The organism is Rhodococcus sp. IEGM 1351 (genome assembly GCF_030056875.1).
In the GTDB taxonomy this organism is placed as follows: Bacteria; Actinomycetota; Actinomycetes; order Mycobacteriales; family Mycobacteriaceae; genus Rhodococcus_F; species Rhodococcus_F opacus.
This window is the reverse complement of sequence record NZ_JASHKU010000013.1, coordinates 48,725-73,205: the sequence shown is the minus strand read 5'-3', so window position 1 is coordinate 73,205 and position 24,481 is coordinate 48,725. Positions and strand designations below refer to the sequence as shown.

At 67.8% G+C, this 24,481-nt stretch carries 27 protein-coding genes; 10 read left to right on the top strand and 17 right to left on the bottom strand.

Features of this window, described 5'->3' with window-relative positions; translation table 11 throughout:
• Window positions 1–78: 78 nt before the first annotated feature.
• Window positions 79–312 carry a CDGSH iron-sulfur domain-containing protein gene (locus tag QM806_RS22725; RefSeq protein ID WP_283292941.1) on the bottom strand — a complete coding sequence of 78 codons (234 nt, stop codon included), beginning with the start codon at window positions 310–312 and terminating at the stop codon, window positions 79–81.
• On the opposite strand from QM806_RS22725, the gene QM806_RS22720 reads away from it, so the two are divergent.
• Window positions 313–1,383 carry an iron-containing redox enzyme family protein gene (locus tag QM806_RS22720; RefSeq protein WP_283292939.1) on the top strand — a complete coding sequence of 357 codons (1,071 nt, stop codon included), beginning with the start codon at window positions 313–315 and terminating at the stop codon, window positions 1,381–1,383.
• Between the two features lie 2 nt (window positions 1,384–1,385).
• On the opposite strand, the gene QM806_RS22715 is transcribed toward QM806_RS22720, so the two are convergent.
• The 3 genes from QM806_RS22715 to QM806_RS22705 all read right to left on the bottom strand — a co-directional run bounded on the left by QM806_RS22715 (window position 1,386) and on the right by QM806_RS22705 (window position 4,504).
• A complete protein-coding gene (locus QM806_RS22715) occupies window positions 1,386–2,771 on the bottom strand; it encodes a WS/DGAT/MGAT family O-acyltransferase (protein ID WP_005257202.1) in 1,386 nt (461 codons plus the stop codon).
• 120 nt (window positions 2,772–2,891) lie between these two features.
• A complete protein-coding gene (locus QM806_RS22710; protein WP_120661152.1) occupies window positions 2,892–4,058 on the bottom strand; it encodes an AI-2E family transporter in 1,167 nt (388 codons plus the stop codon).
• A complete protein-coding gene (locus tag QM806_RS22705) occupies window positions 4,055–4,504 on the bottom strand; it encodes a DUF6292 family protein (protein WP_043787268.1) in 450 nt (149 codons plus the stop codon). The genes QM806_RS22710 and QM806_RS22705 overlap by 4 nt, the downstream gene beginning before the upstream one ends.
• A gap of 121 nt (window positions 4,505–4,625) precedes the next feature.
• Between QM806_RS22705 and QM806_RS22700 the strand changes: the two genes are divergently transcribed.
• Complete coding sequence (locus tag QM806_RS22700; RefSeq protein ID WP_037203807.1) at window positions 4,626–5,336, top strand: enoyl-CoA hydratase/isomerase family protein; 711 nt, start codon at window positions 4,626–4,628, stop codon at window positions 5,334–5,336.
• Window positions 5,337–5,442: 106 nt separating this feature from the next.
• Entirely contained in the window at window positions 5,443–5,868 is a 426-nt protein-coding gene (locus tag QM806_RS22695) for a cupredoxin domain-containing protein (protein ID WP_005561443.1), read from the top strand.
• Window positions 5,869–5,873: 5 nt separating this feature from the next.
• Here the strand turns inward: QM806_RS22695 and QM806_RS22690 are convergent, their stop codons facing one another.
• From QM806_RS22690 to QM806_RS22670, 5 genes are read right to left on the bottom strand one after another with little or no spacing between them, the layout of a single operon-like run.
• Entirely contained in the window at window positions 5,874–6,326 is a 453-nt protein-coding gene (locus tag QM806_RS22690) for a nitroreductase/quinone reductase family protein (RefSeq protein ID WP_005561445.1), read from the bottom strand.
• An 8-nt stretch (window positions 6,327–6,334) separates the two neighbouring features.
• Complete coding sequence (locus tag QM806_RS22685; protein ID WP_005561448.1) at window positions 6,335–6,739, bottom strand: Rid family detoxifying hydrolase; 405 nt, start codon at window positions 6,737–6,739, stop codon at window positions 6,335–6,337.
• Window positions 6,740–6,745: 6 nt separating this feature from the next.
• Window positions 6,746–7,990 (bottom strand): MalY/PatB family protein, encoded by a 1,245-nt coding sequence (locus QM806_RS22680; protein ID WP_005561449.1) that lies wholly within the window; start codon window positions 7,988–7,990, stop codon window positions 6,746–6,748.
• Window positions 7,987–8,460, bottom strand: a complete 474-nt coding sequence (locus QM806_RS22675; RefSeq protein WP_005561451.1) for a DinB family protein — start codon at window positions 8,458–8,460, stop codon at window positions 7,987–7,989. The genes QM806_RS22680 and QM806_RS22675 overlap by 4 nt, the downstream gene beginning before the upstream one ends.
• 37 nt (window positions 8,461–8,497) lie before the next feature.
• Window positions 8,498–9,895, bottom strand: coding sequence for an MFS transporter (locus QM806_RS22670; protein WP_005561453.1), 1,398 nt, complete (start codon window positions 9,893–9,895; stop codon window positions 8,498–8,500).
• A gap of 152 nt (window positions 9,896–10,047) precedes the next feature.
• On the opposite strand from QM806_RS22670, the gene QM806_RS22665 reads away from it, so the two are divergent.
• A complete protein-coding gene (locus tag QM806_RS22665) occupies window positions 10,048–10,608 on the top strand; it encodes a CGNR zinc finger domain-containing protein (RefSeq protein ID WP_005561455.1) in 561 nt (186 codons plus the stop codon).
• Here the strand turns inward: QM806_RS22665 and QM806_RS22660 are convergent.
• Together QM806_RS22660 and QM806_RS22655 are read right to left on the bottom strand one after the other, a co-directional pair.
• On the bottom strand, window positions 10,605–11,486 hold the full coding sequence (locus QM806_RS22660) for a DUF8686 domain-containing protein (protein WP_005561457.1): 882 nt from the start codon (window positions 11,484–11,486) through the stop codon (window positions 10,605–10,607). The genes QM806_RS22665 and QM806_RS22660 overlap by 4 nt on opposite strands.
• Window positions 11,487–11,499: 13 nt before the next feature.
• Window positions 11,500–12,660, bottom strand: coding sequence for a zinc-binding dehydrogenase (locus tag QM806_RS22655; protein ID WP_005561459.1), 1,161 nt, complete (start codon window positions 12,658–12,660; stop codon window positions 11,500–11,502).
• 131 nt (window positions 12,661–12,791) lie between these two features.
• Here QM806_RS22655 and QM806_RS22650 point away from each other — a divergent pair, with 131 nt between their 5' ends.
• Window positions 12,792–13,328, top strand: coding sequence for a carboxymuconolactone decarboxylase family protein (locus tag QM806_RS22650; protein WP_005561461.1), 537 nt, complete (start codon window positions 12,792–12,794; stop codon window positions 13,326–13,328).
• A gap of 41 nt (window positions 13,329–13,369) precedes the next feature.
• On the opposite strand, the gene QM806_RS22645 is transcribed toward QM806_RS22650, so the two are convergent.
• Complete coding sequence (locus QM806_RS22645; RefSeq protein ID WP_005561462.1) at window positions 13,370–13,795, bottom strand: hypothetical protein; 426 nt, start codon at window positions 13,793–13,795, stop codon at window positions 13,370–13,372.
• A 159-nt stretch (window positions 13,796–13,954) separates the two neighbouring features.
• The gene (locus QM806_RS22640; RefSeq protein WP_065491151.1) at window positions 13,955–15,436 is read right to left on the bottom strand and encodes an MFS transporter; all 1,482 of its coding nucleotides are present in this window, start codon (window positions 15,434–15,436) and stop codon (window positions 13,955–13,957) included.
• Between the two features lie 249 nt (window positions 15,437–15,685).
• On the opposite strand from QM806_RS22640, the gene QM806_RS22635 reads away from it, so the two are divergent.
• Entirely contained in the window at window positions 15,686–16,393 is a 708-nt protein-coding gene (locus QM806_RS22635; protein ID WP_054245565.1) for a hypothetical protein, read from the top strand.
• Here the strand turns inward: QM806_RS22635 and QM806_RS22630 are convergent.
• Window positions 16,353–17,201 carry an alpha/beta fold hydrolase gene (locus tag QM806_RS22630; protein ID WP_005572905.1) on the bottom strand — a complete coding sequence of 283 codons (849 nt, stop codon included), beginning with the start codon at window positions 17,199–17,201 and terminating at the stop codon, window positions 16,353–16,355. The genes QM806_RS22635 and QM806_RS22630 overlap by 41 nt on opposite strands.
• A gap of 159 nt (window positions 17,202–17,360) precedes the next feature.
• On the opposite strand from QM806_RS22630, the gene QM806_RS22625 reads away from it, so the two are divergent.
• Window positions 17,361–18,107 carry a response regulator transcription factor gene (locus QM806_RS22625; RefSeq protein ID WP_005257175.1) on the top strand — a complete coding sequence of 249 codons (747 nt, stop codon included), beginning with the start codon at window positions 17,361–17,363 and terminating at the stop codon, window positions 18,105–18,107.
• Here QM806_RS22625 and QM806_RS22620 read toward each other — a convergent pair.
• Window positions 18,083–19,048: an alpha/beta fold hydrolase gene (locus QM806_RS22620; RefSeq protein ID WP_283292927.1), complete on the bottom strand. Its 966-nt coding sequence runs from the start codon at window positions 19,046–19,048 to the stop codon at window positions 18,083–18,085. The genes QM806_RS22625 and QM806_RS22620 overlap by 25 nt on opposite strands.
• A gap of 53 nt (window positions 19,049–19,101) precedes the next feature.
• On the opposite strand from QM806_RS22620, the gene QM806_RS22615 reads away from it, so the two are divergent.
• Entirely contained in the window at window positions 19,102–19,641 is a 540-nt protein-coding gene (locus tag QM806_RS22615; RefSeq protein ID WP_005572908.1) for a TetR/AcrR family transcriptional regulator, read from the top strand.
• Between the two features lie 39 nt (window positions 19,642–19,680).
• On the opposite strand, the gene QM806_RS22610 is transcribed toward QM806_RS22615, so the two are convergent.
• Together QM806_RS22610 and QM806_RS22605 are read right to left on the bottom strand one after the other, a co-directional pair.
• Window positions 19,681–21,324, bottom strand: a complete 1,644-nt coding sequence (locus QM806_RS22610; RefSeq protein WP_064080117.1) for an ABC transporter permease — start codon at window positions 21,322–21,324, stop codon at window positions 19,681–19,683.
• On the bottom strand, window positions 21,321–22,250 hold the full coding sequence (locus QM806_RS22605) for an ABC transporter ATP-binding protein (protein ID WP_283292925.1): 930 nt from the start codon (window positions 22,248–22,250) through the stop codon (window positions 21,321–21,323). The genes QM806_RS22610 and QM806_RS22605 overlap by 4 nt, the downstream gene beginning before the upstream one ends.
• Window positions 22,251–22,438: 188 nt before the next feature.
• On the opposite strand from QM806_RS22605, the gene QM806_RS22600 reads away from it, so the two are divergent.
• Both QM806_RS22600 and QM806_RS22595 read left to right on the top strand, forming a co-directional pair.
• Window positions 22,439–23,935 carry a DUF4389 domain-containing protein gene (locus tag QM806_RS22600; RefSeq protein ID WP_064080116.1) on the top strand — a complete coding sequence of 499 codons (1,497 nt, stop codon included), beginning with the start codon at window positions 22,439–22,441 and terminating at the stop codon, window positions 23,933–23,935.
• Window positions 23,932–24,474, top strand: a complete 543-nt coding sequence (locus QM806_RS22595; protein WP_005563455.1) for a flavodoxin domain-containing protein — start codon at window positions 23,932–23,934, stop codon at window positions 24,472–24,474. The genes QM806_RS22600 and QM806_RS22595 overlap by 4 nt, the downstream gene beginning before the upstream one ends.
• The last annotated feature ends 7 nt before the right edge of the window (window positions 24,475–24,481 follow it).

The following is a 24,481-nucleotide window of genomic DNA, read 5'->3' as shown; positions in this document are numbered from 1 at the left end:
ATCCTTGTCGGCGTCGTGACGTTCGTGATCGCGCGCCGCCGTGCGCAGAGTCGGAAGCAGAACTGATGCGGAACAGTCCTACGGGCGACGCCGCTTCTTGTGCGAACTGTCGCAGAAGGGAGCGATGCTCGTCCGCCCACACCGGCACAGCGCCACGGTGGCCCGGCCGTCGCCGAGCGGGTTACCGTCGGTGTCGAGGATCCGCGCAGCACCCCGCACCAGGAGTGGACCATCAGGGCAGACGGTGATCGTGACGTCGGACTCGTCGGCCACGGCAGATTCGTCGGCCCCGGGAATGGGAATGGAGTTCATATGACTACTTTGCACTCTCGGTCGACGTCGGACACGGTGGCGCAATCGGGAACGTCCATGCCCTTCCCGAAGCCGCGCGGTCCCGTCAGCGATCTCCTGTTCTCCATTCTGCGCGCCGACGGCGCCGATGCCGAACCGTTCGTGGCGGCGGCACGCTCCCTCGCCTCGTCGGCGCGCGACAGTCCCCGGGCCTTCCTCGTCGACGAGGACGCGCAGATCTGCCTGACCGCGCTCTACGAACTGCACCTGCAGGGGATCACCGGTGTCGGTGACGAGTGGGAGTGGAACAGCGACCTGATCGCCGCCCGATCGGCGCTCGAGGTCCCGTTCGACGCCGCGATCCGTGACATCGCCGACGCGCCGACCGGCGCCGAAGACGTGGTGACAGCGCTGTGGGCGATGACCGCCCCCAGCACGGCGCCGGGGCTGTCCGGTCACATGGCCCACGACGCGGATCTCACCCAGTTCCGGGAGTTGCTGATCCACCGTTCGCTGAACCAGTTGCGTGAGGCCGACGTGCACACGCTCGGCATTCCGCGGCTCGCGGGCGCACCGAAAGCGGCGCTGGTGGAGGTGCAGTCCGACGAATACGGCGGCGGCAGGCCCGAGAGGATGCACTCGGCGCTGTTCGCCACCACGATGCGCGAGCTCGGGCTGTCCGGCGACTACGCGCACTACATCGACGCGGTGCCCGCCGTGACGCTGGCGTCCCTCAACGCGCTGTCCCTGTTCGGCCTGCACCGCGGTCGTCTCGGGGCCCTGGTGGGGCACCTGTGCGCGGTGGAGACCACGTCCGCACTGCCGAGCAAGAAGTACGCCGCCGGACTGCGCCGCCTCGGATTCGGGAAGGCGGCCACCCTGTTCTTCGACGAGCACGTGGAGGCCGACTCCGTGCACGAACAGATCGTCTGCCGCGACCTCGCCGGCGGGCTGGTCGCGGCCCGGCCCGCAGTAGCCGACGACATCCTGCTGGGGGCCGCGGCCTGCCTGGCCTTCGACGACCTCGTCGGCGATCACGTCACCCGGTGCTGGGCGGAGAACCGCACGTCCCTGCGGCAGCCGCCCGGTTAGGGTCAGGTGCCGGACGCGGCGACCGCGTGCTCGAGGTCGCTGAGCGACGTCTCCAGGTGCGTGATGATCCGCTGAAGATGGGGGACGGCGTGCCGATCGCCTACGACGCCGACGTCGAGTTGACCGGACCGGCTGGTGAGGGTGATGCTGAGCGCCTGACCCCCGAGGACCGTCGGTGCCGGATAGACCGCGTCGAGGCGGGCGCCGTTCCAGTACCGCGGCCTCGACGGGCCCGGCATGTACGAGATCATCACGTTGAACGGCGGGGGAGTGTCGTCGACGAACCGGCGGACCGGCTCGAGCAGGATCGGGCTGATCGCCAGCGCGCTCATCAGCTGGAACTGGGTGTGGCTCAGCGCGCCGAACACACGGTTGGTGTGCTCGACCGATTCGCTGATGCGAGCCAGGCGTGCCGCCGGATCCGCTTCGTCGGTGGCGAGGCCGACGACCATCGCGCCGACGCCGTGATCGCGGCCGCGCGGACCGATCATCGTGCCGCCGAGGTCGAGGGGCACGGGCAGCATCGCCGTCAGCGGCGCGTCCGGCAGCGCGTACTGCTCGAGGAGATACTGGCGCAGCGCCCCCGAACACATCGCGAGCACCACCGCGTTGATCGTGGTGCGGGCCGCGGTGGCCACCGACACCAGGCGCCGGATCGGCCACGACCGTGCCGCCAGTTTCCGGGCCCGGCCGACCGGAACGTTGAGCATCGTGGGCGGTGACTGCAGGGGGAGGGTCAGATGTTGCTCGCGGACGCCGTCGTACGCGACCTTCGCGAGCGCAGGCAACACCCCGACGATGCTGGTGGCGGCCCGCACGCCGGCCCGGACCATGGCCACCGGCAGCACGGATTCCCGCCGCGGCGTGCCGGCGACCCCGGGCGTCCACGGTGCGGGGCAGTCGCGGGCGTCGGGGTCGGTCGACAGGGCGTGATGGAGAAGTCGCAGCCCGGCCGGTCCGTCCATCAGCGACAGGTGAATCTTCGAGAACACGGCCGTCCGTCCGTCGGCGAGCCCCTCGATGACGTGCATCTCCCACATCGGGTGCTGCGGGTCGAGCGGCATGCCGTGCATCTGGGACACCAGCGACAGCAGATCCTCCATGCGGCCCCGGCCCGGGACCGCCGTGTGCCGGACGTGGTAGCCGAGATCGATGCGGTCGTCGAACGACCACCAGGGATAACTGGCGCCCCGGAGCGGGCGTACGGCGCGCCGGCGGAACGTGTCCGACGCGTCCTCGTGCGAGATCAACGCCTCGAACATGGCCCGGGCATGATCGGGCCCCGACTCGCGCGGTGGTTCGAACAGTTCGAGCGCACCCACGTGCATGGGATGCGACGGCGTCTCGAACAGCACGAACATCGCCTCGGTGGGACTCATCACCGACATTCAGCGCCTCTTTCTCCATGCTCGGGACATCGCCCGAGCATGCCCCGGCGCATCCCACGTCTCCAGGGTAAGCAGAACATGGAAACTTCTTCCGCACGGCCGTTTTCGTGCCCCGCCTGCTCAGCCGCGGTCGAGCTGCGGAAACACCGTCTCGCGGGCGAGAAGCAGAACGGCGGCGGCGACGGGTATCGCGAGCAGCGCCCCGACGATCCCCAGCAGTGCGCCGCCGATGAGGACGGCGACGACGGTGACCATCGGGGGCACCTTGACGGTTCGGCCGATGATGCGGGGAACGAGAAGGTAGTCCTCGAACAGGCGGAGGGCGATGAAGAAGACGATGGTGGCCAGTGACACCGGCAGGGACACGGTGAGGGCGACCAGCGCCACCACGACACCGGCGAGGGTGGATCCGACCACCGGAATCAGATCCAGCACGGCGACCAGGACGGCCAGCAGCAACGGGTAGGGGACATCGAAGGCGACCAGCCACACGAACGTGAGGACGGCGGTGATCAACGAGATCAGGAGGTTCCCGAGCACGTATCCGCCGACCTTCGCGAAGATTTCGTCGCCGATCAGAATCGTGCGTGGACGCCGCGAGTTCGGGGCCAGGCGGTAGATCGACGACCGGATGTGCGCGAAGTCGGCCAGGAAATAGGCGGTGAGCACGACTACGATCACGGTGCCGCTGATGGCGCTGAACACGAACTTGCCCGCACCCACGATCCCGCCGACGACGATCGGTACGTTGCCCGCATCGAGTGCCCGGCGCAGTTCGTCCTGCAGATGGAAGCGGGTGCTGAGTTCCCCCAGCACCGGGTAGTTCTGCTCGAGGTGCCCCAGGTAGTCCGGGGCGTTGTGCACGAGGGCGCCGCCCTGCGTCACCATCGGCGGGATCGCCGCGGCGAGGAACCCGGCCAGCACGGCGAAAGAGAGGACGAAAACCGTTGCAACCGCGGCCCATCGGGGAAATCCGTGCCGCACCAACCAGGACACGGCGGGTTCGAGGCCGATCGCGAGGAATGCGGCGACGGCGATCAGGACCAACACCCCGCGGGCCGCGAGAACGACCTCGATCAGGGCGTACGTGACGGCGACACCGGCGGCTCCGGCCATGCCGATGAAGAACGGGGACCGGCGATCGAACCGCGGTCCGGGCTTCCCGAGCGGATGCGCCGCCGTGCTGATGCGCGCCGCGCCCTCCTCCGCGGCGATGATCGGCTGCTCCTGCGCGGGGGAATGCGGTTGGGCCACGCTGTCGTCGTGGCCCCCGGCGCCCGTGGTCACGGCCGGCGGACGACTCTGTCCCGCCGTCCGCTGCCGGTAGCGTCCCGCCCGATGCGAGGACACCGATCCGCGGCGATCGATGTGCCGGGACCGGTTGTCGGCGCAACCGGTGATGCGGGTGTCGAGCGGCAGTAGTCGTCGATCAACTCCACCGCGCGTTCCGCGCACACGGCGGGTGACGGCATCCGCCCGATACCGAGGCCGGCGATCACGATGACGCTGCGGCGGCCCAATCCTTCGACGCCGAGCGACCAGCCGAAGGTCCGGTTCCACGCCAGCACCGCGTTGCGTCCCGGCAGATAATGCAACCGGAGCGGCAGAACGAGGACGACTTCGATGCCGTCGCTGTCCCACCAGTCGATGGAGTCGGCGTGAACGCTCCTGGCAACCGTGTGGATGTAGTCCCGAACGGTGCGGGTGTCGGCAATGCCTGTTCCGCTCTTCATCGTCCACCGCCTCAGCTGTTTGACGATCGACATACCCGGCCCCGCGACAGTTGAAACTTCACCCACCGAGGTGTGCGTGCTCGAGGGGCGCGACGCGCCCGCCTCCGGGTAGCCTCGCCGCATGCCTTACGTGGAGCGCTCGGGAGATGTGTTCGTCCTGTACTTCGGTGAGGAGGGGGAACCGGACAGCGAGAACGCCTTCCACCCGGATTGGATCGACAAAGTCGAGGGCCTCCTCGATCAGGTCGAGCAACACGACGGTCCCGCCGCACTGGTGACGACAGGGCTCGGAAAGTTCTACTCCACCGGTCTCGACACCGCCTGGGTCGTCGCCAACACCGACAAGCTGAACTCCTACATCGACCGTGTGCAGGCCCTGTTCGCGCGGATCCTCACCTTCCCCCTGCCGACCGTGGCCGCGCTGACCGGGCACACCTTCGGCGGCGGCGCAATCCTCGCGGCGGCCCACGATCACCGGGTGATGCGTGAGGACCGCGGCTACTTCTGCCTGCCGGGCATCACCATCGGGGCGAGTTACGCGCCGGGCAGCATTGCGCTGCTCGCGGCCCGCCTGCCCGCGCGGGCCGTGCACACCGCCCTGGTGACCGGCCGTCGGTACGGTGGCGTCGCGGCGAGCGAACTCGGGTTCGTCGACGAGGTCGCCCCCGAGCAGCACGTGCTCACCAGGGCGGTCGAACATGCGCAGGGCCTCGTCGCGACCCGAGGACGCACACTGGGTGAGATCAAGTCCTCGCTCTACGCGGACGCCGTCGCCTCGCTCCGCACCCCGGTGGCGAACCTCGAGACGCAGGAGGCGCTGAACGGCGGCTGACGAGTCACGGGGCACACCGAGGGGTGCAGGCCGTGAAAACGGGTACTACTCCCGCGAGGAGCGGGGCGTCGGGCATCCGTTCTCACCGTCATCCGGAGGCGACACCATGAAACGCGTTCTGACACTTGTCCTGCCGATCCTGCTGGCCGTCTTCGCGCTGGCCGCGTGCGGAAGCGACGGTGACGACTCGTCCGGTTCGGCGGAAACGGCGTACGGCGGGGACCATCCCATGTCCGGCATGCCGTCGATGTCCATGTCGATGCCGATGTCGATGCCTGCGGGGGCTCAGCGGGAGATCGTGATCTCCGATTTCACGTACACCCTGCCCGGCACGTTCGCGCCGGGAGAAGAGGTCACCGTCCGCAACGACGACACCGCCGAACACACCGTGACGGCGGACACCGGCGACCTGTTCGACGTGGAGGTTGAACCGGGTGCGACCGCGACGTTCACCGTCCCCGGTCAGCCGGGCACGTTCGCGTTCCACTGCACCTATCATCCGAACATGGTGGGCACGCTCGAGGTTCGGTGACCGCGTCAGTCGAGCGGCTCGATGCGGAAGACCTCGCACCGGTCCGCGGCGGCCGCGAACGCCTCCGGGGAGGAGTTCGCGACCGTCCCGGCCTTGAGAAACATGGTGACCCCATGCGGCACCCGGGTCGGGAACTCGCGGAGAATCCGGCCCCGCTCCGGCACCGGCAGCGCGACCAGTCGGACACGCTCGCGTCGCCGCCCCCGGGTCAGCTCACCACGCCCGGCGGCCCGGGCGTTCTTCGCCCAGTCCGATTCGGCGTATCCCGCGACGACGTAGCGCCGGCCGTCCACCTCGTACGGTGAGACGGGCGTCGACCGCAGCACGCCCGTCTTCCGGCCGGGGACGGTGAGCGCGGGCATCGGCATCGGAACGCCCAAGCGATGCAGACCCACGATCACCCTGTTGACGTGGGCGAGATACCAGGGCGGCAGCACTCTTCCGGTCCGGCGCACCATGTCCTCGACTATTCCGAACCCGGCGCTCTCGTGGCAACCACCTCGATCTCCACGAGCGCATCCCGATGCGGGAGTGCGCGCACGGCTATGCAGGATCGGGCGGGTTTGATGCCGGCGAAGGTTTCGGCGTAGACGGCATTGACGGCGGCGACATCCTCCATCGACGTGAGGAAGATCGTCGCTTTGACGACGTGCTCGAGGGAGCTGCCTGCCGCCGCGAGCACCGCGGCCACATTGGCGAAGACCTGACGCGTCTGGGCCCGGGGATCGTCCTTTCCGACGAGCACGCCCGATTCGGCGGTCAGGGGCAGTTGCCCACTGCAGAACACCAGGTCGCCGACCTGGATTCCCTGGTTGTAGAGATGCGCCGCGGACGGCGCGTGGGTGGTGGCAATGGCGGTGGTCACGTGCATCGGTCCTTACGTCAGGGTGCAGGGGTCGAGTTCGGTGGACGGCGCTGCGGGGTCCGGGTGCTCGCCGGTGAGCGCGACGGTGATGCCGGACAGGACCCGGTCGAGCAGGGCCTCCGAGGTGGCGAAGTTGATCCGGATGAACCGGTCACCGGCCTTCCCGAAGGGCGCACCGCCGTCGACGAGCACGTGCCCGGCGCGGCGGATGCGGTCGATCGGATCGTCCACCGGCAGGGCCGAGACGTTCACCCAGCTCAGATACGTGGCCTCGGGCAGGTGGTGCCGGGCCTCGGGCAGCGCCCGGGTCAGGACGTCGTAGACCCGTGCGCGATTGCGGTCGAGGACGCGGATGAGGGTGTCCTGCCACGCCTGCCCGTGCTGCCATGCGGCGAGGGATCCGACGACCCCGAGAACCGAGACCGCGCCGTAGAGGTCGGGGGGTTCGTTGTCCCGGACCGCCAGCAGGTCCGTGGGACCGTAATGCAGCACCGCGCAGCGCAGACCGGCGAGGTTGAAGGTCTTCCCGGCCGACGTGACCGTCACGGTCCGCGATGAGGCGTCCTCGCTGATGGACGCGAACGGGATGTGCCGGTGCGGTTGGTAGATCAGTTCGGCGTGGATCTCGTCGCTGATCACGAGCAGGCCGTACCGTTCAGCGAGTTCGGCGATGCGTTCGAGTTCGCCGCGCGTGTGCACTCGACCCGTCGGATTGTGCGGATTGACGAGGACGAGCACCTTGGGACGATTCCGTGCCAGGGTGCGCTCGAATTCGTCGAAGTCGAGCGCCCACCCGTTCTCGGTGTCGACGAAGGGGAATTCGACGGTGCGCCGCCCCATCGTTTCGATCGTCGCCAGGAACGGCGGGTAGTTCGGGGTCTGAATGACCACCGCATCCCCGGGGCGGGTGCCGAGATGCAGGATCAGCTGCAGCGCCTGGATCAGATCGGTCTGCTCCCGCACGTCGGCGGGGTCGACCTGCCAGCCGTAGCGGTCGGACATCCGCCGGGCGAACTCGGCACGCAAGGGAGTGCCGCCCAACCAGTTCGGGTACCCGAGGTCGCCGCGGTCGATGACGTCCTTTAGCGCGTCGCGGATCTCCGGGGCAACAGGAAAGTCCATGTCGGCGACCCACGACGGGAGTGCCCCGGCTTCGACCGCGCGCGCCCATTTCACCCCGGTGCGCCGGGACAGCGCACCGAGGTCGAGGTCGTCGAATCCCGGGAACAGGGGGTGGGGTGTCGTCGAGGTGGTCACAACGCTGCTTCCACTGGGACGGTCGACAGGGCGTCGCGGGAAACCTCGACCTGTCCGTGATGTTGGGAGAGTTCCTCGAGCACGTGGAGGAGGACCCCGTTCGGGGTCAGTTGGCGGCTCGGCCCCTCGTAGTCGGCGGGTGGGGTATTCGTCAGCGGCGCAGCGGGGTCGAAGCCGTCGAGGTCCTTCTGCAGGTTCGCCCGCAGGGCGGCGATCGTGCGGGTGAGGTCGGCGATGGTTCCCCGGGCGGTGAACTCGGCCTCTCGGTCACGGTTGCTCTCGCGGCCGCCGATCAGGTGCCCGATCCAGTAGTCGGCCACCTGGGTGCAGTGGTAGGTGATGGCCCAGGGGGAGTTCGCGCCGTCGAAGGGTGGTGCCTGATTGGCGCGCTCGTCGCCGAGTTCGCCGAGGACGGCGAGCATGCCGTCGAACGCGCGGTCGAGGAAGTACAGGTATTCGTCGGTGTTCACGGGATTCGCTTTCGTCGTGGTGGGAGTATGCGGAAAGTCAGTGGATCTGTTCGAGGACAGCGTCTTTCGTCTCGGGCAGGCGGGTGAGCACGATCAGCGCGCCGATCGCGAACAGGACCGCGCTCGTGGAGAAGACCAGTCCGGTGCCGCCGAAGCCGAGCAGGAAGGGGACCGCGATGGGGCCGAAGACCGAACCCAGCCGGCCCAGGGCGGTGGCGGAGCCGACTCCCGCCCCGCGACTGCGGGTGGGGAACAGTTCCGGGGTGTAGGCGAAGATCGAGGAGAACATGCCGAAGAAGAAGAACTGCAGGAACGATCCGGCGAGGATCAGCTCGAACGTGCCCGAACTCTGGCCGTAGAAGAAGGCGGCGATGCCGGATCCGATGGTGTACCCGGCCAGGCAGTAACGCCGTCCGAGCCGCTCGATCAGGTACGCGGCCGACAGGAACCCGGGGATTCCCCACAGGGCCATGACGAGGACGAACCCGATGCTCTTGGCGACGTCGAGGCCGTTGTCGGTCAGGAGCTTGCCGATCCAGGTCGTCAGCCCGTAGTAGCCGGTCATCAGGCAAAACCACACTGCCCATACCGTCAGGGTGCGCGCTTTGTGTGCGGGAAGGAAGAGTGCCCGGAAGCCTCCCCGTCCGGTGTCCTCGCCGTGCGCGCCGCGCACGGGTTCGGGCTCGGGTAGTGGCCGGCCGGTCGCGTCGCGTACCGCGCTTTCGATGGAGGCCAGGGTGCGTTCCGCTGCGGCCGTGTGCCCCCGGGAGACCTGCCACCGGGGTGACTCCGGCAGGTTGCGCCGAATGATCAGCGCGACCACGGCCAGGGCGGCCTGCATGAGAAAGAATCCGCGCCAACCGAACGTGGAGGCGACCAGGAGGTAGGACACCGCGCCGGCCGTGATGAAGCCGATCGGCCAGGCACCCTCGAGCAGGGCAGCGTAGCGCCCGCGCTTCGACGAGGGCATGAATTCGGCGAGGATTGCCGCGGCCACCGGGAACTCCGCTCCCATGCCGACACCGAGCAGGAATCGGAAGGTGAGCAGGGATTCGAAGTTCCACGACAGGGCGAGTCCGATGCTCGCCAGGCCCCAGGCGATGATGCTGTACTTGAAGACCCGCTGGCGTCCGAATCGGTCGGCGATGGCACCGGCCCCGACGGCTCCGAAGAACATTCCGGCGAAGCTGGCGCTGCCGAGTACCCCTGTCTGTGCTGCGGTGAGCGAGAAGTGGTGGCTGATCGGTGACAGCAGGAAGGTCATGGCGCCCAGGTCGATCGAGTCGAAGAACCAGGCGGTGGCAATCACCAGGAAGAGGTTTCGCTGGACACGGCACCACGGCAGTCGTTCCATCCGGCCGGCGATCGTGGTGGTGGTCAGGGGAGGCGCGGTGGGCCCTCGTGTCGGTGCTGGGACGCGCGCATCGTCGTACATGGAATCCGGGCTCCTTTGGTGAGAACGCTGTGTGAATGAGTCCCGTCGCTGGCGCCGAGACGAATCACCCTCGGTAGCGTCACCACCCTAGGGGGTGACGGGGATCATGGAAGAAGTTTGAACTCGTTCGCGTCACCTGTCAAGATGGTGACGTGAACGAGTTCGTGTATGTGAGTGGACGGCATTGCCTGGATTTCGCCGGCACCATCCTGTGGCGCCGGACCCTGCGCACTGAGCTGCTCGAGAATCCGGACGATCTGCGCCGGTGGGTGGCCGGGGCGAACCTGTGCGACGAGATGGAACCGCCGTCCGCCGACAGCGTCCGCGACGCACGGCACCTCCGGGAGGCGATCTACAGCGCCGTCGGTGCGGCGCTGACCGGCAGCACCCACCGAGCGACGGAAGCCGAGGTCGGCCTCCTCAACACCGCCGCCGCGGGTCCGTTGCCCACCCTCACCCTCACCCGCGAGGGCGATACGACCAGCACCGGCACACCAGGCAACGCATTGAGCCTCCTCGCCCGGGATGCCATCGATCTGATCGGCTCCCCGGCGATGGCGAAGGTGAAGGAGTGCTCGAACCCGGACTGCACCCGGCTGTTCGTCGATCTCTCCCGCGGCTTCTCGCGCCGCTGGTGCGGAATGGCGGAGTGCGGCAACCGGATCAAGGCCGCAGACTACCGCCGCCGCAAGAAATTGCAGAGCATCGACTAGCGGCGATCAGGGCTGGCGGGTGCTTCGCTGTCCCGCCACCAGCAGAACACGAACAGGGCCAGCGATGCGACGAGTGTGGAGACCACCCACACCGTGAGGGCGATGTCGACCCATGATCCGATCGGCGGGCTTCCCGGCAGGATTCCGCGCAACGGAACGACGGCGAACAGCATCGCGGCCATCCAGCCCAGCATGTCGGTGTTGACGGCACGCTTGCGGCGGAACGTCTGCAGCGCGACGAACGCGGCGAGGCCCGCCAGGATTGTCATCATCAGCAGCAGGATTCCGGCGTAGATCAGGTTCCCGCCCGTGCGCGCGAACATCAGCGCGGCGCCGGTGCCGTTCCGGGAGAGGTCCGTGTCGACCGCCACCGCCTCGGCGCGCGCCTTCCACCCGTCGACCCGGCCGTCCAGCAGCAGGGCCGTGGGCACCAGTTCACGGTCGGCGCCGAGCCCCTGATACGCCTCCACCACCATCGGATTCACCTCGAACCGGTCGAACGGCCAGTAGGCCGCGTTGCCGGTGGCGATGAACTCGGTGTCGAAGGTCGTGGCCGAGGCGCCCGCCCGGAAGACGATTTCCTCGTGGCTGGTGCTCGGGATGAGCAGCAGCGTGATGTCCCGGTTCAGGGTGTCGCCGTTGGCGTGGAGGAAATCCTCACCGACGGTGATCGTCACCTCGGCCTGCACGCGGTCGGTCGTCGGCTGCAGCGACTTCGCCGTCACGAGGACCACGACCTCGTCGCTACCGATCTCGAACGGTCCGTCCTCGTCGCCGGTGCGGCTGCTCAACCCGTACACGGTGAGCGACGCGGCGTAGATCAGCGCGAGGAGAAGCGCCGGGACGGCCCACTGAAGGCGGTGATGTTTCGAGTTCATGGACGTCGGCGAATCACAGCGTGGCGGAGACGTTCTCGGGGTCGATCAGGATCTTCGCGTGCATCTCGGGGCTGCCGAGCGCGGTGAACGCGGATTGGACACCGGACAACCCGACCGTACCGGTGATCAGCGGCGCCGGATCGATCTTTCCGTCGGCGAGCATGTGGAGGGTGTCGCGGAATTCGCGGGGGTCGTAGGCGATGGCGAAGCGCAGGTCGATCTCCTTGTTGACCGCCAGTGCGGGCCGGAAGGTGTCGGTCTCCATGCAGACCCCGACCACGACGACACGTGACCGCAGCGGCGCCCCGGCCAGGATGCCGTCGATGACTCCGGGCATGCCGACACACTCGAAGACGACCGGCCCGGACGGTGTCGCGCCCACCGCGTCGGCGAGGGCGAAGGCGTGCCACCACGGCAGCTTCGGGATGCGGCGCAGCTTCTCCATGGTGTCCAGTCCGAGGGCGAGCACCTCCGTGATGGAGGTCGTCTCCCTGCGCCGCGGATAGGACGTCCAGGGCGACGCCGCGGCAGGGTCGACCACGACGTCGCCCCCGCAATGCCGGGCGAGTTCCCGCCGACGGGTGGAGAAGTCGGCGGCGACCACGGTGCGGACACCGGACGCCTTCAGCATGCTGATCACGGCGAGACCGATCGGGCCACATCCGATGACGATCGCGGTGCGGCCCTTGCCGACGTCACCCTTCCGCACCGCGTGCCACGCCACCGCCATCGGCTCGGTCAGTGCGGCCTTCTCCGCCGACAGCCCGTTCGGCACAGGCAGGGTCATTGACTCCTGCACCACCACCTGTTCCGCATAGCCGCCCGGCGCCGAGGCCGACAGCCCGGTCAGGTGGATGTCCGACCCGGTGCGGACGATGGGCAACGCAACCACCGCGGTACCCACCGGCCACCGCTTTCGGCAACCGGGACCGTAGTCGGCGACGGTGCCGCTGAACTCGTGCCCGAGCACGACTCGCTGGTGGGAACGCATGAAGTCGCGGTAGCCGGTCTCGGCCGCCAGTTCCGCCATCTCGTCGGCGTGTACGCGGGCGTGCAGGTCCGAGCCGCAGATCCCGCACCGGGACACGTCGATCAGCACCTGACCCCGGGCCGGGATCGGAGCCGGGATGTCACCCACCTCCAGGCGAGTCTCGGTGCAGATGACAGCCTTCATGCTGGGCTCCTCGGGTGCGGCGCGGTGGGCCTCCGCTCCGAACGTAGAACACTCCCGGCGCCGAGACACCACGATTGCCGAATGGCCGCCGCAGGGTTGTCCCGTCCCGGCGATGGGTGTAGACCGACAGCATGAGCGTCCTCGGTCAGATGGACTCGTTTCGCCGTGTCTTTCCCACCGCCCGCCGCAACCGCGCAGACCTGTTGCGCTGGTTGCGGCGCCGTCCGCAGCTACTCGCCGCCGTCGGGTTCCACGAGTTCGCGCTCGCGACCAGCGCCAGGGTCGACCCCCGCCTCAAGGCGCTCGGCGAGATCAAAGCGGCCGCGCTGACCAACTGCGAGTACTGCCTCGACATCGGATCGGCATTCAGCCGCGCTCTCGGAGTGAGTGACGCCCAGTTGCGCGCCCTCCCGACATTTCGTGAGAGCAGCGAATTCGACGACACCGAGAAGCTGGTGCTGGAGTTCGCCGAGGCCATCACCCGCACACCCGCCCACATCGGCGAGGACCTGCGACGCTCACTGCTCGCCGAGTTCTCCGAGGCGCAACTGACCGAACTCGCCGCGGCCATCGCCTGGGAGAACCACCGCGGACGTCTCAATCAGGCGCTCGGTGTCCGGCCCTCGGGGTTCTCCGACAGCGACTTCTGTGTCGTGCCCGAGCGGTAGCCGACGGAGTCTCCGAACTCGGTCCGATCGACGCCAGATAGTCAGCGGCAGCGGGAACGGGACAACCCGCCGAGCACGAAACCCAACCCGATGCCGAGCATCCACACGTCCTTCGCGACGGCGATGCCGTTCTCGTTCGGCCAGATGCTGCCGGGGTTACGCAGCGCGGGCGTCCTCGCGTACATGGCCACGAGGCCCCCGGAGAACCCGGTGAGCGCCGCCCCGGCCACAGCGGAGGGCACAAACGGTGCGAGTAGTGCTGCGCCCGTGCCGATCTCGGCGACCGAGAGCAACTTGATGAATCGTTCCGGCGGAATCGCATTCAGGAACGGGAACGCTCCCGCCGCCATACCGTGAATCCCCTGGGCGGTCTGCTCGTCCGCCGACCATTTCTGGATCCCCGTATGGAGGATGAAACCCCCCGTCGCGATGCGCGCGGGAAGGTCGCCGAGTGTGTTCACTCGCATGGTGGTCTCCTGTCGTCCGGGTCGAACCAGAGAACTGTTCCCCTCCTCAGCCTCCCACTCGATCGACGGCCGGGAGCGGTTTCGACGAAGCAGGGGCGCCTGCTGATCGTCGCCGCGCCCCTCGCGGAGCCGCGGCGACGACGGTGCGTGACCGGCGGCTCAGTGGGCGAGGACGACGGCCCCGTCCGTGTCGGCGGCGGCCGCTGACCCCGAACCGGGTGCGCTCAGCTGCGAAATCCGGCGGGGCAACGCGAAGGCCACGATCGCGCCCAGTAGTGCGGAGATCGCGCCGATCACGAACGCGATCGTGATGCCGGTGTCCGTGTAGAAGACCGCCCCCTGCATGACGGTCGCGATGTGCGAGTTCAACACCGAGAAGGCGATCACCGGAAGGATGGCGGGCAGGATGCTCTGGAACACCGCCACCATGCTCGCCGTCGTCGCCTGCAATTGCGGCGGCACCGCGGCGATGAGCAGGTTCGGGATGGAGGCGTACCCCATGCCCATTCCCACGCCGAGGAGTGCGGCGAATCCGATCAGGAGTGCCTTGTCGTCGTGGATCATCGCCGTGAGCAGGCAGGCGGCGGCCATCACGAGCATTCCCACGACCATCAGGACCCGGGGGCGGACGTTCCGGGGAACCAGGGTTCCGACGATGAGTCCGCCGATTACCACGGCGCCACCCAACGGTGCCTGGAAGATCGCGAATCCCTCTGCGCTGATGCCGAATCCGTAACCGAGACCCAGGATCGCCGGGGTCATGCACATCATCGGGAGCATGATCGTGAACACCGAGGACGTGCCGTAGCAGAAGCCCGCGCCGAGCGCCGTCAGGAACACCGGCCGCTTACCGAAGAACCGGATGTCGATCAGCGGGTCCGCGAGCAGGCGTGCGGACACGATCCACGCCACCAGCAGGGCCACACCGCCGGCGATGAATCCGATCGTCGACCCCGACGTCCAGCCCCACGAGGGCCCGAAGCTCACCCCGACGAGGATGCCGGCGAGTCCGGCGCCGAGGAGCGCCGCACCGATCAGGTCGATGCGGGAGCGAAGGCGCACGGGCGACTCCCCGGTCGTCGCCCGGATCAGGACGCTGAGGATCACCAGGCCGGCCACGAAGAACCAGAAGATGCTCCGGAAGCCGAAATTGTCGATCAACCAGCCGGTGAAGAACGGCGCGGGGATTGCGATGAGTCCCATGCCGCTCGTGGCGATGCTGACCGCCAACGCCACCGTCCGGGCGGGGAAGACGTCACGGATGAGCGAGTAGCTCAGGAACAGGCAGGGCACGAGCAGACCGGTGAGTGCGCGGCCGGCGATCAGCACTGCGTACGTCGGTGCTATCGCCGAGATCAGCGACCCGAGCGCCGACAGGCCCACGGCCGTCAGCAGGAGCTTGCGCTTGCCGTGCGTGTCGGCGAGCTTGCCGATCAGCGGGCAGGTGATCGCTCCCACCAGCAGGAACGACGTGAGCAACCACGCGCCCTGGGTCGTCCCGTAGTGGGTGACGATCTGCGGCAATGCGATCGAGATCATCATGTAGCTGACCGCGAGCATCTCCAGAAGCAACACGATCGAGGCGAGCGAGAAGATCAGGCGGGGCGTCCATCGCTCGGTGGTCGCATGGGTGACCATCATCGGGTCCTTTCGAATACCTGCCCGGGACTCGGGGCGGTGCCGCGGCACAGCGGCGGCCCGAGCCGGGCGGTAGGGGTGGGTGGTCACATTCGGTGGTCGAAGTCTCGTGAATGTGTAATTGACATCACAGTTCTCGGGGATGCGGCACGCCATGCGGCGTTCCGCCCAGCGGGAAACCGACCGGAGTGCGTGTTCGCCGGTTGACGCGAATCGGTGATTCCCGGTCCCCACTCGAGCGAGGATCGACTCATGGCCGAAACACAGCGCGAGAAGGAGTTCCACCGGCTGAGAACGCCACGCTCGGCGGCCGTCGCGGGGATCGTCTTCGCCGTGCTGTTCGCAACCAGCCTCGTTCTGCTGCGGACCGCGCTGCCGGCGGACCCGTTCGACGAAACCCCCTGGGTGGGGAGCGGCGAGACGCGGATCAAGGCGGCCCTGCTGCTTGCTCCGTTCGCGGGGATCGCGTTCCTCTGGTTCATCGGCGTCATCCGCGACCGGCTCGGTGACCTCGAGGACCGATTCTTCGCGACGGTGTTCCTCGGCAGCGGATTGCTGTTTCTCGCGATGGGTTTCGTCTCGATGGGGGTGGCGGGCGGCGTACTCGCCATTGCCCGCCACTCGGGCAGCTCCGCGAACGAGATCGTCTACTTCGGCCGCGAGATCATGCTGCAGATCAACCACGTCTACGCGCTGCGTATGGCCGCGGTGTTCATGATCTCGCTGGGGACGATCTGGCTGCGGACCGGCCTGGTGCCGCGATGGCTCGTCGTGACCACGTATTTGCTGGCTCTGGCTCTGCTGGTGATCGTCGACTTCAGCCTGTGGACGACATTGGCATTCCCTGCGTGGGTGCTGCTGGTCAGCGTCTACATTCTGGTCACCGGACGCCGCGCGAGCGCGGTCGCCGACCGATCGCTCAGGTCCGCGCCGGCGTCGTGGAGACGAAGTCGTCGATGATCTCGACCACCGCGGCGGGATCCTCGAGGTGGGGATAGTGCCCGACCCCGTCGAGGACGGCGAGCCGGCTCCCGGGAATCGCCTCGTGCGCCGCATATCCGTGCGCGACCGGGATGATGCCGTCCGAATCGCCCCAGATCAGTTGCGTCGGGAGACCCTCGTTCAGGTACAGGCGGCTCAGCGCGCTCACCGCCTGCCCCCGATGGTCGACGACTGCGCGGAGCGTCCGCAGAAACGCCTGCCGGGTGGCCGAATCGGACAGTGACGAGTAGGCGTTCCACATCTCGTCGCCGCGTACCGAGTGGATCCCGACCGCCGAAAGCCAGCCACGGACCTTGTTGCCGGCGTCACGAACCACCGGGGGCGCCACCAACGGCAGGAGAAACTCGGACCCCGGCGCCGCCAGCAACCGCAGGGTCCAGTTCACGTCCGGTCCCAGTCCGCCGCTGCCGATGAGGACCAGTCGGTCACACAGCTCGGGATGCTGGTAGCTGAACTGCATCGCCACCCCGCCGCCGAGGGATTGACCGATCACGGTCACGCGTTCGATGTCCAATTCGTGCAGGAGGTCGCGCAGCCAGGCGGCGAACGCGCCCAGCGAGTAGTCGCCGCGAGGCTTCGCGGAATCACCGTGGCCGGGCAGGTCCGGCGCCAGGACCCGGTACCGCTGCGCCAACTGCGGAAGAATCGCACGCCACGTCGCAGAACTTCCCGCCATCCCGTGGACGAGCAGCAGTGCCTCGCCCTCACCGCCCATCCGGTATGCAACTGCGTCCCCGTGCAGTGCGAGGTGCTGGAGTTGGGACATACAACGACCTCCCGATCGGGTGATGCTGCGGCCTCTTCGGTAACGATAGGGGAGTTTCGCTCGATATCGTCATCAACTGCGGCGTGGGAACTTGATCTCAGCCCCCGGTTGATCTAGCTGGCACCCCAACGCAAGGCTCGAAAAACAGGAGGAACCCGCATGAACTCTGTGTCGAGCCCGGCCATCGCTCGTCCGCGTGTTCTGCTGATCGACGCCGACGTCGAGACATCTCTCGTCGACCGCCTCCGGGATGGGGGATTCTTCGTCACGAGGACGTACGCGGAACCGGTGCGATCGCGGATCGAACCTCCCGACGTGGTCATCGTCGACGCGCGATCGCCGCACCTCGACGCCGACACAACGGTGCGGGCGTTGAAAGCGATGCGATTCGCGCTCGCCATCGTGGTGATCGGCACCTTCCGTTCCGGCAACCGCCGCAGTGACCTCCTCGAGGCCGGCGCCGACGACGTGATGGAGATGCCGGTCGGGGCGGACGAACTCGTCGCACGGCTCCGCGCGATCCTCCGCCGGGTGAAGCCCGACGTGTCCGCACAGGCACCTGCCGGCGCGCAGGACGTCTGCCTGTGCGAGGAGCCTCACGAACCCGACCACGACGGGCTGCGCACCACCCTGACCAGGACGGAATTCGTCCTCTTCACCGTGCTCGCGCAGAATGTCGGCCGAGTCGTCACCCGCCGCGACCTCATGCTCATGGTGTGGGGTGTGACGGTCGAATCGAAGACGAACGTCCTCAATGCCTATGTCTGCTCGCTGCGGCGGAAGCTGGTGGCCGTCGGATCGCCGTACGTCGTCCACACCGTGCGCGGCGTGGGATTCGCGCTCGGCGAGGTCGAACGTCCGGGGAGCATCGACTCCGTCCGTCAGGTGCCTGTCGCCGCCTCGTGACACGGACCCGGCTGCGCGAAGAATTCGAGCGCCCGTTCGAGCACGACATCCGGCGTCTCGTCGACGAGGAAGTGTGAGGCGCCGTCGACGAACTCGACACCGAAGTCGGCGGTGTGCTCCTCGAATCCGCCGAGGAACTCCGGGCGCACGATGGGGTCTTCGGCGCCGATGAGCGCCCGGGTGGGGGTGCTGAGCCGGCAGTGCCTGTACGTGCCGGTCATGATCCGCGCGGCCTCGCGCATGATGAAGCAGCGGTAGAGAGCGGACGCCGCGTCGGCGCGGGCCGGTTCGCGCAGCCGTTCGGCGAACAGTTCGATGTCCCGCTCCGACCAGGCGTTCGGGTTCGTGGTGAAACCCCGCAGCAGGTGGTAGGTCAGCCGTTGATGTCCCCGGCCGAGCAGGCGTGGACCGAAGAACGGTGCGGCGATCACGGGTTGGAACCAGCCGTGCCGGGCGATCGTCAGCAGCAGCCGTGGGTCGAACCGCACGAACGGGTGAGGGACACCGAGGCTCACGTACTTCCGGACACGGTGGGGCGCGCTCAGGCACAGCTCGTATCCGAGCAGTGCGCCCCAGTCGTGCGCGATCAGGCAGACCCGGTCGAGTTCGAGCGCGTCCAGGAGCGCCATGACGTCGGCGAGCAACTGCTCGCGGTCGTATCCGGTGGGCGGGGCGTCGGTCCAGCCGGCGCCGCGAAGATCCGGGCAGATCACCCGGTAGTGCGCGGCCAGCCCCGGGAGTATCCCGTGCCACTCCCACCAGTGCTGGGGGAAGCCGTGGAGCAGCACCACCGGTTCGCCGTGACCGGCCTCGGCCACGTGCATGCGCAGGCCGGGGAGTCGGAGGTAGCGGTGCCGGACACCGTCCAATGCAGGAAAGGTGTTGTCCGGCTCGCCGTTCGGGCCGGAAAGTCTGTCGTTTTCGCGGGCCGCGTGTCTCATGACCTCACGTTACTACGATCATAGTGCCAAGTCACTATGTTTATAGTAGCGGTGTGACGCCAACGAGAACGAGAGCGCTCGACGCAGCGATCGACCTGGTCGGAACCGAGGGTCTGCGATCGCTCACCCACGCCCGGGTCGACGAACGCGCCGACCTCCCGAAGGGAACCACCTCCAACTACTTCCGTACCCGGGCGGCGCTGCTCACCGGCACCGTCGACGCGATCGTGGAACGCGAGATGTCCGAAGTCGGCGTGCTGGCACCGACATCCGCAGACGACCTCGTCGACGCGCTCTGCCGTCTGATCGACTACACGACCGTCACCAACCGAACCGTCACCGCCGCCCGGCTGGTCCTGTTCCTGGAGGCCAGCCACGACCCCGCTCTCCGGGAAGCGCTGGCGCGCGGACGCACAGCCATGGAGGCGTCGGCCGTCTCGGCATTCCACCGGCTGGGAGCACGGGATCCGCAGACCGCCGCCACCGCGGTCATGGCCTGCGCAGAGGGGATGATTCTGCATCGCATCGCCCGATGGGACACCACGGATCCGCGGCCGACGTTCACACTGGTGGTGCGGGCTGCGCTGAACTGACGTCCCGCGTTCGCCGCCGAGAGTCGCTACCGAGATCGGTCACCTCAGGTCGCGTCGGCGGAAGCCGATCAATCCGACTGTGACGAGTGCGGCCGCGATGACCGATTCCCACACGATCGGTGCCGGGTCGAACGCCCCACCAGGAAGTTTCGGAAGGTGACCGAATGGTTCCAGGTCGAGGACCCAGGCCGGGAGGCCGGCGAGGGAGCCGACCGTGAAGATCAGGATGAACGCTACATAGACGGCCCATGCGGCGGGCGCGAGGCGGGGCAGCAGTCCGAACAGTGCCACGGCTACTCCGGCCGCTATCCAGATCGCGGGAAGTTGAACCAGTGCGCCGGCGACCGTCGCGGGGAGCTTGTCCGAGATGTCCCCGACGGACGCGCCGTACGTCACTCCGACGGCGACCCCGGCGACGACGATGGCGACGGCTGGGCCGAGCACCGCGAACAGCAGGTGGCTCAGTGCCCACCGAACGCGGCCGACCGCGCCCGCGATCACCGGCTCGCCGCGTTGCGCGGTTTCCTCGTAATGGAGCCGGAGGGCGGCGGAAATCGCGTATGCCGACGCGGCGATGCCCAGCATGGTGAGCGCGAAGGCGACGAAGACGTCCTCCACGGTTGCATTTCCGCCGAGGCGGGCAAGGAAGTCGTTGATCGTCCGGCTGTCGCCGAGTTGGTTGCCGAGTCCGTGGGCGGCACTGCCGAACAACAGTCCGTACAGGAGCAGGGCGACGGTCCACGCGAGCAGTGTCCCGCGGTGCATCCGCCACGCCAGACCGATGGGCCCCGCGAGAGCCGGCCCGGCGGTCTCGCCGCCGGGGCGTTCCGCGATGAGTCCGCCACCGACGTCGCGGCGGCGAAGCAGCACGTAGGCGCCGGCGGTCGACGCCGCGGTCGCTGCCACATGCAGCAGGAGAACCCACCACCGCTCCTCGGCGAACGGGCGCAGCTGCAACGACCAGCCCTGCGGCGACCACCACGACAATGCCCCGGAACCGGCATCACCGACGGCGCGGAGCGCAAAGAACACTCCGAGTGCGCCCAGCGCGACGCCGCGCGCCGTGCGGGCGGAGGTGGTCAACTGCGCGGCGACGGCGGCTACGCCGGTGAACACGAGACCGCTTGCGGCCAGGGCGGCTCCGTAGCCGATCGAGCCGGCCGGCGGCAGGTCGAACATGCTCAACACGACGGCGAATGCGGTTCCCGTCACGATCGACGCACCCGCGGCCACGACGATCGCGGCGGTCAGTCCGGAGTATCGGCCGACCGCGGTCGAATCGATCAGCTCGGCGCGACCGGATTCCTCCTCGGCCCGGGTGTGCCGGATCACGGTCAGGATCACCGCGACGGCGATCACGGTGTACAGCGCCCCGGCTTTCCAGATCGCCACCGCCCCGGGACTGGGGTTGAATATGGGTCCGTACATGGCGATCTGGGCGGGACTGGCGGCGGTCGCCGCCGCAAACTTCGCCAGATCGGTAGGCGTCGGGTAGACCGATTTGATGCTGCCGGCATAGGTGATCGGCATCAGTACGCCGATGATCACGGTCCACAACGGAAGCACGACCCTGTCGCGGCGCAGGCAGAGTCGAAGAAGGTGCAGTGTGCCGGCGAAGTCCGCAGTGAGACCCGCGCGCACCCCGGCAGCGTCGCGGGGGCCGGTCACGGACGCGGTGGTCATGTCCGCTCCTTCACCCTGCCGGCTGTCGGCTCGTCCGGGGCGCCACCCACCCGATAGTGCCGCAGGAACAACTCCTCCAACGTGGGCGGCGTGCTGACCAGGCTTCGGACGCCCGTGTCCCCGAGCACCCGGATCAGCTGGCCGAGACCTCCGCTGTCGACCTGACAATGCAGCGTGCTGCCGTTGATCACGATATCCGCGACGCCGGGGATGTGGTGCAGGTCGCCCGGGTCGCCGAGCAGTTCGGCGGTGATCGAAGTGCGGCTGAGGTGACGCATCGAGTCGACGGCGCCGCTGTCGACTGTCTTGCCTTCACGGATGATCGTCACCCGATGGCAGAGCGCCTCGACCTCGGAGAGGATGTGGCTCGACAACAGGATGGTGGCGCCGCGGTCGACCGCTTCGCGGGCGCACTCGCGGAAGACTTGCTCCATCAATGGGTCCAGACCGGAGGTGGGTTCGTCGAGGAGCAGAACCCTGGCGTGCGACGAGAGGGCCGACACCAGGGCTACCTTCTGCCGGTTACCTTTGGAGTAGCTCCGCGCCTTCTTGCGCGGATCCAGATCGAACCGATCGATGAGTTCTCCGCGGCGTTGTTCGTCGAGTCCGCCGCGCAATCGTGCCAGCAGGTCGATCGTTTCGCCACCGGACAAGGACGGCCACAGTGTGACGTCGCCGGGCACGTAGGCCACTTCACGGTGCAGCGCGACTGCATCGGACCACGAATCGCGACCGAGCATCCGGGCCTGACCCGACGTGGCACGCAGGATCCCGAGCAGTACACGGATGGTGGTGGATTTTCCGGAACCGTTCGGCCCGAGGAAGCCGTGGATCTCGCCGGTGTCGACGGTGAGATCCAACCCGTCCAGTGCGTGAACGTGACCGAAGTATTTGTGAAGACTGTGCACTTCTATGACGTGGTGCATGTCGGCTCCTGTCCTGCTCAACTGTCGCTGATCCACCGGCCGGTGTACTAGGGCCTTTCGTCCGCGTTCTTTCGTTGCCGCAACCACGCGCGACCGGTCGGGCGAGGTGGTGACCAATGACCCTGACGCGCCGATGGAGCCAGGACCCACACTGAGACTTCGGGGACACGGACCGGGAGGAATTTCCTGTGCGAACCGGCAGAGTGGCTGTTCTCGTCTTGGGCTGTCTGAGCGCCCTGACCGGGTTCGCGCTGCTCACTGCCGCGGTGTTTCTGGGGTGGGCCTACTTCATGCAACGCGACGGGGGGCACTTCACCTCGCCGCGTGAGCACTTCGAGACGAGTGAAAGTGCCCTGGTATCGGAGAAGGTCGATCTCTTCGAGGGCGCCGACTTGCCGGAAGGGTTCAGCACCGAGGACCTCGGCCGGGTACTGCTGCGAGCCACCGCCACCGATCCCAGCCAGGAGATCTTCATCGGGATCGGCCCTCGTGACGAGGTCGACAAGTACTTCACCGACGTTGCTCGCACCGAGGTGACAGACGTGCACTTCGATCCGTTCCGACCGACCTATCGGCAGATTCCTGGAACCCGGCCCGCGGAAGCACCAGGGGCGCAGTCGTTCTGGTCGACCTCTTCAGCGGGTCCCGGCACACAAGAAGTGCGCTGGGAGCTGCAGCAGGGTGCCTGGACGGCTGTCGTGATGAATGCCGACGCCGCCCCCGGGGTGTCCGCCGACATTCAGGCCGGGGCACGCCTCGCCTTCCTCGGACCGCTCGCTCTGAGTGTCCTGATCGGTGCAGTCGTCTTTCTGATCATCGGAATCCCGTTGATCGTGGCAGGAGCGATCGGTCTGGGTCGGCACGGTCCGCCGCAACCGCATCCCGTCGGACGGGACGCAGCCGGCGACACGTTCGCCGGCGACGTCACCCACCCCCAGGTTCCATGGACCGTCTATCCCACTCGTCTCGTGGGTGAACTCGACGAGCCACTGTCGCGATGGCTGTGGCTGGTGAAGTGGTTACTGGCGATCCCGCACTACTTCGTGCTCTTCTTCCTCGGGGTCGCGTTCGTCGTCACCACCCTGGTGTCCGGATTCGTGATCCTGTTCACGGCGCGGTATCCGCGGGCCCTCTTCGACTTCGGCGTCGGCGTTCTCCGGTGGTGGTGGCGCGTGCAGTTCTATACCTACTCGGCCCTGGCGACGGACCGCTACCCACCCTTCACCCTGAAACGTACCGACTATCCGGCGGACTTCGACGTCGATTATCCCGTGCGGCTGTCCCGCGGACTGGTGCTCGTGAAGTGGTGGCTGTTGGCGATCCCGCACTACCTGATCCTGTCGCTACTCGCGGGAGGGTGGTTCGGGAGCTGGCGTGCCGGAGCGTTCGCCGCCGACGGTGCGCACTACGGGCAGACGTGGCTCTTCGGTTCTCTGCTCGGTCTCGTGGTGACCTTCTCGGCAATTGCGCTTCTCTTCACCGGACGGTACCCACACGGTCTTTTCGACTTCGTGATGGGCATCAACCGCTGGGCGTTTCGCGTCGCGGCCTACGCGACCCTGATGCGGGACGAGTACCCACCGTTCCGCCTCGATCAGGGACCGTTCGAGCCGGATGAGCCCAGGCCTCACTCGGGCGGAGACGATTCCGGTGCCGACACCTCTCCGGAAAGGCCGCGCCCATGAAAGTACTGGTGGCGTACGCGACAGCGAAGGGCTCGACCCGCGGGATAGCCGAGAGACTCGGGTCGTGTATCGAAGGTTTCGGGCAGGAAGTCGATGTGCGGGTGGCCGCGGACGTGTCACACGTGCACTCCTACGACGTGATCGTTCTCGGAAGCGCGATCCATGACGGGCAGTGGCTCGCCGACGCCTCCGACGCGGTCGAGCGCCTGCGGTCGCAATTCGAGGGGAAGCGAGTATGGGCGTTCTCGGTGTCGTCGGTGGGCGTCACCAGCACGACCCTGTCCAAGCGGCTGGCGCGTCTTCTTCGTCGCATGACACCGGAGCCTCGAGCGGTGCAGTTGCTGCGGGATGCGGCCGACGTGCGCGACCACCGATTCTTCGCCGGGGCGATCGCCCCGGGTGATTGGCCAGGATTCGGGCGAGTCGTCTTCAGGCTCATGGGTGGGCACTACGGCGACGCCCGGGACTGGTCGGACGTGTGCGCGTGGGCAGGCACCATCGCCGCCGAATCGACCCGGGACACGGAAAGACGGACCTAGATCCAGT